Raw genomic sequence first — 12,819 nt, 5'->3', positions numbered from 1 at the left:
AACCCCCTAACTATTGGAATTAAAATTTCAATCCAATAAATAGAAGGTTTTTAAATTAACCGCCAATTACCTATGTACTTTATTGCCTACATACGTAATTCGTTGGTTATTAAATTTTATTATGAAATACACTTAACATCTTGATACAACAACGATTAGCTAGCTTTATGTTCAAGTCTCAGCTTATCCGCAACCATTGCGATAAACTCAGAATTCGTAGGTTTTGCTTTTGACATGGATACTGTATAACCGAATAAGGACGAAATAGAATCAATATTCCCACGGCTCCAAGCTACTTCAATTGCGTGACGAATTGCGCGCTCCACACGGCTTGCTGTTGTATTATATTTCTTTGCGATATCTGGATACAATACTTTCGTAATCGATCCTAATAATTCGATATCATTGTATACCATGGAGATTGCTTCTCGTAAATACATATATCCTTTAATATGAGCGGGTACACCAATTTCATGAATGATACTCGTAATACTCGCATCTAAGTTTTTCGGTTTTCCATCTACTGTTGTGGCTGATCGGAATGATGGTAGTGGACGCTTAATCATAGTGTTTGCTTTACCACTCACTTGACGAATATGACTCGTTAAATTCTCCATATCAAATGGTTTTAATATGAAATACGAGGCACCTAAGTCAACTGCTTTTTTCGTCACATCTTCTTGGCCAAATGCTGTCAACATAATTACGCTAGGCTGTTTTAACCTTTCAATATGTCGCATTTTCTCCAATACAGCTAAACCATCTAAGTGTGGCATAATAATGTCTAAAACGAGTACATCAGGTTGCTTATCTGTTAATAAGTTTAAACACTCTTGACCATTATAAGCAGTACCGATTACTTCCATATCATCTTGAGCGGCTACATAGCTCTCTAACATTGATACTAGTTCTTTATTATCATCCACAAGACATACTTTAATTTTCTCCACAGCTTTTCCTCCCTTACCGAATCGATTCTCCGACATGTGTATCCTTCTAGGCTACATGAATTGTTCGACAATTGTGTGAAAATTCCCTTTTAAAGTTTCTTACTTTCCGATAAAATCACAAAAAAATATGTTTATCGTTCATTTATTCCCTTTCGCAACACATTCCATCATAGAAATACAACGAAACGTTCAACCCTTTCCTTTTATTTTACAACAAAAAACACCTCTTGCGGAGCTTTTACAAAATTTCAACGAATTTTTCAACAGAAAAAGCGAGCTAATAATATATATTAGCTCGCTTTTTTCTCTTGATCATAAATATTAATTCCAGCTTGATGTAACATCCATTCAATATGAACACCATATCCTGATGTTGGATCATTTACAAATACATGTGTAACAGCACCAATTACTTTTCCATTTTGTACAATTGGACTTCCGCTCATTCCTTGTACGATACCGCCCGTTTTCGCTAATAGACGTTTATCTGTTACTTTTATTACCATACCCTTTGTGGCTGGGAATTTTTGCTGCACTGTACTAACAACTTCAATATCAAACGCTTCTACTTTATCTTGATCAATAACTGTTAATATTTTTGCCGGTCCTTCTTTTACTTGATGAGATAATGCGATAGGCATTGCTTTATCCATTATACCGTTTTTCATATTCGTATTTAATTTTCCAAAAATACCATATGGACTATTAATTGTAATATTGCCAATCACTTCACGGTCTGGTGAGAATCTTGCTAATTTCTCCCCTGGATTCCCATGACTACCTCTTTCAATTGATGTAACTGTCGAGCGCATAATTTGTCCATCTTCGACTTGAATCGGCTTTTTCGTATCATTATCAGAAATAACATGACCAAGTGCCCCATATTTCATAGAATCTGGATGAACAAATGTCATCGTTCCAATTCCAGCTGCCGAATCACGGATATACAAGCCAATTCGATAAGACGATTCACCGTTGTCTTTTTGTGGAGTTAGCTTCGTACGAATATATTTTCCATCTCTTAACAATACAAGATTAAGCGGTTCACCTGTTTCTCCACTATTATGAATAAACGGTGCTACATCACTCATTCTTTCAATTGTTTTACCATTAATTTCAGTAATCATATCTCCAATTTGTACACCTGCTGTTTCACCAGGAGATATTTTACCTTTTTCAGTTTGAATTAAATGATGGCCTACAACAAGTACACCTTTTGTATTTAATTTCACACCAATTGATTGTCCACCTGGAATCACTTTAAAATCTTTTAACACTTTCACATTTACTTTTTTCACTGGAAAACCAGCAAGCTGAAATACCATATCAGCTTCACCATTTTGATGAGAATTTACCATAAGTCCTTGTTTTTGTTCATTCGAACTCACTGTAAATACATGACGATTTGTGGATGAAGCTTTGAAAACTGGTAATGATGATATTTCTGATTGTTGTCCTTCAAAAACAACAAGTTGTTTCGGTGATGAAATAAACGTTCGAAGCGGTTTAAAACATCCAATAAAAACTAAAGAAACAAGGAGACAAAGACCTATTATTTTTCGAAATTTTTCTAATTTCAACTTGTTCACTCTCCTCGCTCCTACCCCACATTCAGCCTCTTGGCTTCACTTTTTAATCTCTCCTTGCAGTGCTTTATTTATAACCGGAAGAATTAAGAAATCGTCATTTGAGAAAAAAAGCTATCCATTACTGGATAGCCTCTGCTGTCTGTTTAAAATGATGCGCTTGCGTAAGTAATTCTTTCGCATGCTCTGTCGTTAAATCTGTGATTTCCACACCAGAAATCATTCGAGCTATTTCTGTTACTTTATCCTCCATAGTTAAAACAGTAACTGATGTAATTGTCCGATCATTCGCTACTTGTTTTCGAATAAATAAATGTGAATCCGCCATTGAAGCTACTTGAGGTAAGTGCGTAATACAAAGTACTTGCGAGTTTACTGATACTCGATAAATTTTTTCCGCAATAGCCTGTGCGACCCGGCCACTTACACCCGTATCCACTTCATCAAAAATAACAGATGCAACCCCTTGATGCTTAGAAAAAATGCTTTTTAAAGCTAAAATGATACGAGATAACTCTCCGCCAGAAGCAACCTTTGAAAGTGGTTTTAGCGGCTCTCCTGGGTTCGTTGAAATATAAAATTCCACATGATCGTAACCATCCGCCGTAAGTCTTACCGGCGCACCTTCCACAAGGGGCTCTTCTGCATTTCCTTCTCTCTTCATAATTCTCACTTCAAATTTCGTTTTTTCCATATATAATTCTTTTAATTCCTGATGAATTGCATTTGTAAGGTGTTCTGCAAGCTCATGACGCATATTACTTAACAACGTTGCTTCTTTCATAATAACACTTTCTAATTCCTTCAACTGTTTCTTCGTCGTTTCAATATGAACGTCTTTATTTTCAATCGTAAAAATTTCCTGTTCAATTTTATCAGCATACGCTAAAATCTCTTCTACATTATTTCCATATTTTCTCTTTAGCATACGAATTTCATTCAAACGTGTTTCGATTTCATCTAAACGATTTGGATCATATTCCATCATATCGAGCTTTTCCCTCAGTTGATAGGCAACCTCTTCTAATAAGTAATAGCTATTTGCAATTGAATCATGATTCTCTTGATACACTTCATCTAAATGTGTAATACTTTCCATTTGCCCCATTGCACTTCTTACATTATCTAATCCTTGTCCGTCGGCACTTAAAGAACGATATGCATCACCTAACGCTTTATAAATCTTTTCAAAATTAGAAATTTGCAATCGTTCCTCAGTTAATTCATTTTCTTCATCCATCTTTAAATCCGCCTTGCGAATTTCCTCGTGCTGAAATTGAATTAAATCTAAGCGATGTGCCATTTGTTGCTCATTTTCACTTAACGATTTCAATTGTTTTTTTAATTTTTCATAGTCAGCGTATACGTTTTGATATATGTCTAATTGTTTAACGATTCGATCCCCATCAAAGTGATCAAGCATAAACAGATGTCGTTCTTCATTCATTAAATCTTGCGTTTCGTGCTGTCCATGAATATCAACAAGTGTTTTCCCAATTTCTTTTAATATGCTAAGTGTAACAAGCTTCCCATTTACACGACATACACTCTTCCCGTTCGCAGCAATATCACGCTTTAAAATAATCATACCATCTTCTATTTCTATATCTAACTCTTCTGCCTTTTCAATACATGGATGCTTCTCATCTTCAACATAAAATAGCCCTTCAATCTCAGCCTTTTCTGTTCCATATCGAACAAATTCTGCTGACCCACGGCCACCTACAAGTAAACTAATTGCATCAATAATAATCGATTTTCCGGCCCCTGTTTCACCGCTTAAAACCGTTAAACCTTTTTGAAAAGAAATATTTAATGCTTCAATAATAGCAAAGTTTCTAATCGATAATTCCGATAACAATGCCCCATTCACCTCGTTATAAAATAATCCCTTACTAAAGGATTTTCTCAGTTCTTCATTCAAATAATCATGCTATATATTTGTATGTATATACTCTTCTAACCCGCTTCATTGTACCAAACATTTGTTTTACGGGTCAATCCATCTATTTTTTAACTTTATGCAAACAAAATATTATATTACAATTGAAAATTCATATTTTTAACCAATAAAAATATCTTGTTCACTTTCCACTTTACGATGGAAAGCAAACAAGATTTTTTGTTACAACATATTTAAGAAACGATCAGAGACAACACCTGTATCGTCAGGTGTACGGCAAATAATTAAGCAAGTATCATCACCACAGATGGTTCCGATGATCTCATCCCACTCTAAATGATCAATAAGTGCTCCAAGTGAATGAGCGTTACCAGGCAATGTTTTTAGCACAAGCATATGTCCTGCCGTGTCTAATTTTACAAATGAATCCACTAGATTTCGTTTTAATTTTTGTAACGGGTTAAATCGTTGATCTGCTGGCAAGCTATATTTATAGCGCCCATCATGTAATGGCACCTTCACTAAGTGCAGTTCTTTAATATCGCGCGATACTGTTGCTTGCGTTACATTAAATCCCTCATTACGTAAAATATCAACTAATTCATCTTGTGTTTCAATTTCTTTGTTTGCAATAATTTCCCTGATTTTAATATGGCGCTGACCTTTGTTCATACATTTGCACCTCACACTATCTCTTACCATAGTTTAAACATTGGTATACTTCACTTATTTATGTTAACTTATAATTCGTTTCTTGTACACAATTGTTTTTACAATCATTATACAATTACAGCAAAAAGAGGAACAACATATGTTATTCCCCTTTCCCTTTTTGTTTTAGAACGTCATGCGCTTCTGTAACAACTTGCTCTATAGAAATCGGAGAATGATTTTCGCCATTCTCACGTTCACCATGCCATTTCAGATGAATTAAAAATTCAATATTACCATCCCCACCCGTAATTGGTGAGAATGTTAAACCTTCCACATCATAGCCTTCTTTTAAAGCAAACTCGACAATCATTTCTACAACAGCTTCATGTACTTTTCTATCGCGAACGATACCTTTTTTCCCAACTTGCTCTCTTCCAGCTTCAAACTGCGGTTTAATTAACGCTGCTACATCTCCGTTAGGCATAAGCATTGTTTTTAAAACTGGCAGTATAAGCTTTAATGATATAAATGAAACATCAATACTTGCAAATTGAGGTAAACCACGTTCTAAGTCTGCTGGTGTCACGTAACGGAAGTTTGTTCGTTCCATTACAACAACACGCTCATCTTGACGTAATTTCCACGCTAGTTGATTGTATCCTACATCTAATGCATAAGATAATTTCGCTCCATTTTGAAGCGCGCAATCTGTAAAGCCACCAGTTGATGAACCAATATCTATCATAACTTTATCTTGTAAATCAAGATGAAATGTCTCTAATGCCTTTTCAAGTTTATAACCACCACGACTTACATACGGCATAACTTGTCCCTTCACCGTAATCTCAGTATCTTGCGAGATTTTCTCTCCTGGCTTATCAAGTCTCATCTCATTTGCATATACGAGTCCGGCCATAATGGCGCGCTTTGCTTTCTCACGCGTTTCTATAAGTCCTCGCTCTACTAATAGTACATCTACTCTTTCTTTTTTTACGCTCATTTGTTACGCCCTTTTTTGTTTTGATGGAATCATTGTATGAATACGGTCTATAACAGCATCTGTCGTTAAACCAATTTCTTCTAATAATTTTGTTACACTTCCGTGCTCTATGAAGCGGTCTGGAATACCCATTCGTTCAACTAATGCACTATGGTAACCATTTTCAGATGCAAATTCAACTACTCCTGTTCCAAAACCACCGATTAAACAAGCTTCTTCAATCGTTAAAATCGGTATATTCTTTCCTAGAAGATCATGTAAATATGCTTCATCCATTGGTTTAATAAAGCGAGCATTCACTACTTTCACTGAAACCCCAGCTTTTTCAAGACGCTCAGCTGCTTCCATTGCCATTGGTATTGTCGTACCAAACGTTAAAATAGCTGCTTGTGTACCCTCTTTTAACGTCTCCCACGTACCAATTGGAATCGCCTTTAATTCTTTATCCATATGAACGCCAAGTCCATTACCGCGAGCATAACGCAATGCGATTGGTCCATCTTCATATTGCATCGCCGTATAAACTAAATGTTGCCCTTCATTTTCATCTTTCGGCATCATAAGCACCATATTCGGCAAGTGACGTAAGAATGAGATATCAAATACGCCTTGATGCGTTTCACCATCTGCTCCTACTAATCCCGAGCGATCTATTCCGATGAAAACATTTAAATTTTGGCGGCATATATCATGAACAACTTGGTCATATGCTCTTTGTAAAAATGTTGAATAAATTGCTAAGAATGGCTTCATTCCTTGCGTTGCCATACCTGCTGCCATTGTTGTAGCATGCTGTTCTGCAATACCTACATCAATCATACGATCTGGGAATTCTTTTTGGAATTTCTCAAGTTTTGATCCAACAGGCATTGCAGGTGTAATTGCTACGATACGCTCATCCGCTCTCGCTAGCTTAAGTACTGTTTCACTAACGACAGCACTCCATGCTGGTGCAACTTCTTTCGGCTTAACGAAGTCACCTGATTCAATTTTATAAGGTCCTGTTCCATGCCAAGTTCCAATAACGTCACTCTCAGCCGGTTTATAACCTTTTCCTTTTTTCGTAATAACGTGAACAAGCACTGGGCCTTTTGTTTTCTTTGCATATTGCAACGTTTCGAATAACTTTTCATAATCATGCCCATCGACTGGACCTAAATATGTAAAGCCTAACTCTTCGAAAAAGACACCAGATACTAGTAAATATTTAAGACTATCTTTTATTTTCTCTGCTGTCGCAGCCACTTTCCCGCCAACTGCTGGGATTTTCTTTAATATATACTCTAATTCATCTTTTACCCAGTGATATTTTCCTGCGGTACGTAAACGACCGAGCACATTATGAAGCGCACCAACGTTTGGTGCAATTGACATTTCATTATCATTCAAAATAACAATCATGTCTGTTTTTTCATGTCCAATATGGTTCAATGCCTCTAAAGCCATTCCGCCTGTTAAAGCACCATCTCCAATAATTGGTATAACATATTCTTTCGTTTTCTTTAAATCACGTGCCAGAGCCATTCCCATTGCAGCCGATAACGAAGTCGAGCTATGACCAGTTTCCCATACATCGTGCTCACTCTCGCAACGTTTCGGGAAACCACATAGACCTTGATATTGCCTTAATGTACCAAACTCTTTCGCACGTCCAGTTAAAATTTTATGTACATAGGATTGATGTCCTACATCCCATAAAAATTTATCTTGCGGGCTATCAAATAATTTGTGCAGAGCAATTGTGAGTTCTACTACACCTAAATTAGGTGCAATATGTCCACCTGTTTGAGAGAGCTCTTCAATTAAAAACTTACGAATATCCTCACTCAATCCCTCTAGTTCACTGATAGACATATCTTTCAAAAAACTAGGGTTTTGAATTTGCGTTAGATCCACATGGATCACTCACTTTCATTTCATAATCTGTCAACATGTCAAATATTATAAAAAACATTTACACAAAACAAGAAATTCTCTTTTCTATTTTTCGTCTTGTCCCGCTATTAACCAGTCTATTGCGCCCTAATCCTATTATAAACCATATTTCTTTAGGCGATGAAAAAAATAGCCGCTAACACGAAGTGATAACGGCAATGTAATCTACATATATTTTTGCCAATAACAAGAAAAGAAAAACCTTTTCCTACATTTATATCATAAAATGATGAATGACTCAACAAATGAAAACGCTGTTATATTAGTTATTACGTTTTGCAATCAAATCACAAATAGATAGTAAATATTCATCTTGTAATTGCAAGGAACTAATCGCACCTTTTGCTTCTGCAATTGTTTCTTCTAAAATATCTTTTGCTCTATCTACAGTAAACAACGTTGTATATGTGCTCTTTTCATTAGAAAGATCGCTACCAATCGGTTTTCCAATCTCTTCTTCAGTTCCTTCGACATCTAAAATATCATCTCGAATTTGGAAAGCTAGACCGATATATTTGGCAAACGTAAGCAACTTTTCTTCTTGCTCTTCTGTCGCATCAGAAAGTATCGCACCCGCAAGTACAGCAAATTCAAGCAGTTTTCCGGTCTTATGTTTATGGATGTACTCCAATTCATCAATCGTAAGGCGTTTCCCTTCAGCTTCCATATCTGCCACTTGTCCGCCAACCATTCCTTCTGGTCCTGCTGCTTTTGCAAGTTCAAGTACAAGTCTTACTTTTTTTTCGGCAGAAATTTCTTTTTGCTCATATGCCATAATAACTTGAAAAGCATACGTCAATAAGCCATCTCCTGCTAAAACTGCCATCGCTTCACCAAATACTTTGTGATTTGTGGGCTTTCCTCTTCTTAAATCATCATCATCCATACAAGGTAAATCATCATGAACTAATGAATATGTATGAATCATTTCAAGAGCACAAGCTGCACCTACTCCAAGATTTCTTTCTTTCCCAAACGCTTGTAATGTTGCAAACAAAAGTAACGGGCGGAGACGTTTTCCACCCGCTTCCAAAGAATATGCCATCGCTTCACGAAGTACATTTGGACATTGTAATTCATTTGCATAGCTTACAAGTTTTTCTTCTACGAAAGTTTTACTTTCTTTCAAAAAAGTATCAAAAGCAATCGTCACTATGCTTCATCTCCTAAAGCAGTAAACGGTTCAAGCTCTCCATCTTCCCCAAGAATAACTGCCATTTGTTCTTGTACATTCTTCAGCTTCTCATCACAAAGCTTAGATAATTCCATACCTTCTTTAAAATAAGAAATCGCTTCTTCTAAAGGTACGTCACCTTGTTCTAGCTTAGAAACAAGATGCTCAAGTTGCGAAATTGCCTCTTCAAAGCTTAATTTATTTTCCATTATTCAATTCACGCTCCTCTATGCCTGATACGCTACAATCTAGTATTCCATCTTGTAATTGAACTGAAACAGCATCTCCAAGGCTTACATCTTTCACACTTTTTAACACTTGCTTCTCTTCATCATATACAAGCCCGTACCCTCTCATCATTACTTTAAGCGGACTTAACGCTTCAAGTTTTTGAGCAGCTCTTACAAAGGCAAATTCTTTCGTTTGAAGTAACGTTTGCATTTCACGTTGTAATTGCTTTTGCAACGTTTCAACAGCTACCTTCGTTTGCATAATTTTTTGAGATGGGTGGTGCTTCTCTAAATAAAATGAAAGTTGCTTTAACTGATTCACCTTTTTATCAATATAGCGCTCTTTCGCTAAAACAAGCTGTTCTAGCGCTCTATCTAATTGCTCTTCCTTTTGCTCATATACTTGTCTTGGATAACGGAACGCATACGATTTTTGCAACACTTGTAGTTTTTCTTCTTTTTTATGTACTAACTCTCTCATTGCTCTTTGCAATCTCAAAGTTCTTTGTAATACCTTTTCTTGTAACTCTATAATGTTAGGTGCTGCCAGCTCAGCTGCTGCAGTCGGTGTTGGCGCGCGTAAATCTGCAACAAAATCTGCGATTGTAAAATCCGTTTCATGGCCTACTGCCGAAATAATAGGAATTTCACTCTTAAAGATTGCTCTTGCAACCATTTCCTCATTGAAAGCCCATAATTCCTCAATAGAACCTCCACCACGACCAACGATTAGTACATCTATCTCTCCCATTTCATTCGCTGTACGAATCGCTTGTACAATCGAGGGAGCCGCTGACTCCCCTTGTACAAGTACCGGAAATACAATAACATTCCCAATTGGATAACGACGTTTAATCGTTGTTATAATATCACGAATCGCTGCTCCTGTTGGCGACGTAATCACACCTATTGTTTTAGCGTAAGGAGGAATCGCTTTTTTATAAACTTGAGAAAAAAGTCCTTCTTCTTCTAAACGAACTTTTAACTGTTCGTACGCTAAATGTAAATTCCCGACTCCGTCAGGCTGCATGTCTTGAATATAAATTTGATAAGAACCACTCGCCTCGTAAACAGAGATTTTCCCTTTCACGAGTACCTTCATCCCATTTTCAGGTTTGAATTTAATATTACGATTATGGCCCGCAAACATAACCGCTGCGATTCTTGCATTTTCATCTTTCAATGTAAAATACATGTGGCCACGGCTATGATTTTTAAAGTTGGAAATTTCACCTTTTAACCAAACAGACTGCAAATGCGGATCATATTCTATTTTTGTTTTTATATAGCGTGTTAACGCTGTAACGGTTAAATATTGCTTCTCCATTTCTCTCTCCTCATAGCCGACTCAAATTATTTACAAACGACACCTGCACGTTTGGCAGATTCAACAGTATTATGAAGAAGCATTGTGATTGTCATTGGACCAACACCCTTTGGCACAGGTGTAATGTAACCCGCAACATCTAACACGTTGTCAAAGTCAACATCACCACAAAGTTTTCCTGTTTCTAAACGGTTAACACCAACGTCAATTACAACCGCTCCTTCTTTAATATAATCCGCTGTTATCATTTTAGGTCGTCCAACAGCTACGATTAAAATATCAGCTAACTTCGATAACTCTTTCATATTTTGCGTCTTAGAATGACAATATGTTACAGTGGCATTTTCATTTAAAAACAATTGTCCCACTGGTTTACCGACAATATTACTTCTTCCAATTACTACTACATGTTTTCCAGAAATATCAAGATTTGTTTCTTTTACTAATTCTACAATACCATGCGGTGTACATGGAAGGAATGTATCTTGTCCCGTCATCATACGTCCCACGCTGATTGGGTGAAATCCGTCTACATCCTTTTCTGGTGAAATTCTTTCAATGATAGCTTTTTCTTCAATATGTTTTGGTAAAGGTAATTGCACTAATATGCCATTAATACGGTCATCTCCATTTAAGCGATCGATTTCAGCAAGCAAACGTTCCTCAGTAATTGTTTCAGGAAGTTCAATTAGCTCTGAGTAAATCCCTACTTGTTCACAGCCTTTTTCTTTTCCTTTCACATAAGAACGAGATGCTGGATCTTCTCCAACTAAAATAACTGCTAATCCTGGTACAATACCTTGCTCTTTCAACTTCACAACTTCTTCTGTTAATTGTGCTCGTTTTTTCTCCGCAACTTCATTTCCTTTGATGATTACTGCTACCATTTTAAGATTCCCCCTTAAAGAATTTACAGTGTATCTTTTATATTAGATAAAACGCCGTTAATAAAACGACGAGATTCCTCATCCCCAAATGTTTTTGCAATTTCAATTGCTTCGTTAATTGTTACGTTGTGTGGAATTTCTTCCATGTACTTCATTTCATACACAGCTACACGTAAAATACTGCGATCAACAATACTAATACGCTCAAGCTTCCACTTTTTTAAGTTTTGACGAATCGCTTCATCGATTGCTTCTTTATTTTCTACAAAACCTACTACAAGTGACTCTAGAAACTCATTTGTTTCTTCGCCTTCATCCAGCGTGTTTTCCACTGCTACTTTCGGTTCTAATTCACCTGTAATATCCATTTGGTATAATGCTTGCATTGCTCTTTCTCTAGCCGTCCTACGTTTCATTGTAACTCTCCTTTATGCTTCAAGTCTTTCCTTATACTTTGTTATATTATTATAATTTATAAGCCGTCAATTCACTTACTCTTACAGTTTTCATTGATTTTCCAACCTTATAATACAATGATAATAACACAATTTATCGTTTCACACACGGGTTACAAGGCTGAAAAATAATAAAAAGATTAACTTCAAGTTCCATATCTTATCACAATGTACGTTTTTTGGAAAAACGACACATTTTCTTGTTTATTTCTTATTTTTTGAAATAGTATAATAATTAGAGGGTTGTAATTTGTGAAGAAATGAAACGATAAAAAAGATGCCTATGTTACTAGGCACCTTTTCATTCTTACACTGGTTCGATTTCTGTTTTTTGTGTTTCGAATGTTACGCCAACGATGTGAACATTCACTTCTTTTGGCTCAAGTCCTGTCATTGTAAAGAGTGCTTGGCGAATATTGTCTTGAATCTTTTGTGCAACAACTGGAATTGCTACACCAAAATACATTACAACATAAAGGTCAACGATAATATCTTCGTTTGCTAATTCAACCTTTACACCTTTACCATGATTTTTCTTACCTAACTTCTCAACAACATCTGTAGCAAAATTACCGCGCATTGCCGCTACACCTTCTACTTCAGCAGCTGCAATACCTGCAATTACTTCAATTACTTCTGGTGCAATTTCTACTTTACCAAGAGTTGTATCTTGACCCATATCTAACATATGTTCAGCCATGAAAAAAACCTCCTTTAA

Annotated in this window: 12 protein-coding genes; all 12 read right to left on the bottom strand. The window is 36.3% G+C overall.

The window, feature by feature from the left end:
- Positions 1-155: 155 nt before the first annotated feature.
- The 12 genes from spo0A to ACTFRY_RS03475 all read right to left on the bottom strand — a co-directional run bounded on the left by spo0A (position 156) and on the right by ACTFRY_RS03475 (position 12,801).
- Positions 156-950, bottom strand: coding sequence for a sporulation transcription factor Spo0A (spo0A, locus tag ACTFRY_RS03530; protein ID WP_021727703.1), 795 nt, complete (start codon positions 948-950; stop codon positions 156-158).
- Between the two features lie 290 nt (positions 951-1,240).
- Positions 1,241-2,539, bottom strand: coding sequence for a SpoIVB peptidase (gene spoIVB, locus ACTFRY_RS03525; RefSeq protein ID WP_002000940.1), 1,299 nt, complete (start codon positions 2,537-2,539; stop codon positions 1,241-1,243).
- Between the two features lie 118 nt (positions 2,540-2,657).
- The gene (gene recN, locus ACTFRY_RS03520) at positions 2,658-4,397 is read right to left on the bottom strand and encodes a DNA repair protein RecN (protein WP_000947765.1); all 1,740 of its coding nucleotides are present in this window, start codon (positions 4,395-4,397) and stop codon (positions 2,658-2,660) included.
- Positions 4,398-4,661: 264 nt separating this feature from the next.
- Positions 4,662-5,111: an arginine repressor ArgR gene (argR, locus tag ACTFRY_RS03515; protein ID WP_001032580.1), complete on the bottom strand. Its 450-nt coding sequence runs from the start codon at positions 5,109-5,111 to the stop codon at positions 4,662-4,664.
- Between the two features lie 142 nt (positions 5,112-5,253).
- Positions 5,254-6,093, bottom strand: a complete 840-nt coding sequence (locus ACTFRY_RS03510; RefSeq protein WP_000111874.1) for a TlyA family RNA methyltransferase — start codon at positions 6,091-6,093, stop codon at positions 5,254-5,256.
- A 3-nt stretch (positions 6,094-6,096) separates the two neighbouring features.
- Positions 6,097-7,989 carry a 1-deoxy-D-xylulose-5-phosphate synthase gene (dxs, locus tag ACTFRY_RS03505; protein WP_000366453.1) on the bottom strand — a complete coding sequence of 631 codons (1,893 nt, stop codon included), beginning with the start codon at positions 7,987-7,989 and terminating at the stop codon, positions 6,097-6,099.
- 301 nt (positions 7,990-8,290) lie between these two features.
- Positions 8,291-9,181 carry a (2E,6E)-farnesyl diphosphate synthase gene (ispA, locus tag ACTFRY_RS03500; RefSeq protein WP_000150374.1) on the bottom strand — a complete coding sequence of 297 codons (891 nt, stop codon included), beginning with the start codon at positions 9,179-9,181 and terminating at the stop codon, positions 8,291-8,293.
- Complete coding sequence (gene xseB, locus ACTFRY_RS03495; protein ID WP_000428423.1) at positions 9,181-9,411, bottom strand: exodeoxyribonuclease VII small subunit; 231 nt, start codon at positions 9,409-9,411, stop codon at positions 9,181-9,183. Before xseB ends, ispA begins: the two co-directional genes overlap by 1 nt.
- A complete protein-coding gene (gene xseA, locus ACTFRY_RS03490; RefSeq protein ID WP_000415249.1) occupies positions 9,401-10,759 on the bottom strand; it encodes an exodeoxyribonuclease VII large subunit in 1,359 nt (452 codons plus the stop codon). Before xseA ends, xseB begins: the two co-directional genes overlap by 11 nt.
- Before the next feature lie 26 nt (positions 10,760-10,785).
- On the bottom strand, positions 10,786-11,646 hold the full coding sequence (gene folD, locus ACTFRY_RS03485; RefSeq protein ID WP_000226732.1) for a bifunctional methylenetetrahydrofolate dehydrogenase/methenyltetrahydrofolate cyclohydrolase FolD: 861 nt from the start codon (positions 11,644-11,646) through the stop codon (positions 10,786-10,788).
- A 23-nt stretch (positions 11,647-11,669) separates the two neighbouring features.
- Entirely contained in the window at positions 11,670-12,062 is a 393-nt protein-coding gene (gene nusB / locus ACTFRY_RS03480; protein ID WP_000830247.1) for a N utilization substance protein NusB, read from the bottom strand.
- A gap of 346 nt (positions 12,063-12,408) precedes the next feature.
- On the bottom strand, positions 12,409-12,801 hold the full coding sequence (locus tag ACTFRY_RS03475) for an Asp23/Gls24 family envelope stress response protein (RefSeq protein ID WP_000807630.1): 393 nt from the start codon (positions 12,799-12,801) through the stop codon (positions 12,409-12,411).
- Between the last annotated feature and the right edge of the window lie 18 nt (positions 12,802-12,819).

The organism is Bacillus cereus group sp. MYBK195-1, assembly GCF_051916605.1.
Classification (GTDB): domain Bacteria; phylum Bacillota; class Bacilli; order Bacillales; family Bacillaceae_G; genus Bacillus_A; species Bacillus_A cereus.
This window is presented reverse-complemented; position numbering and strand designations above follow the sequence as displayed.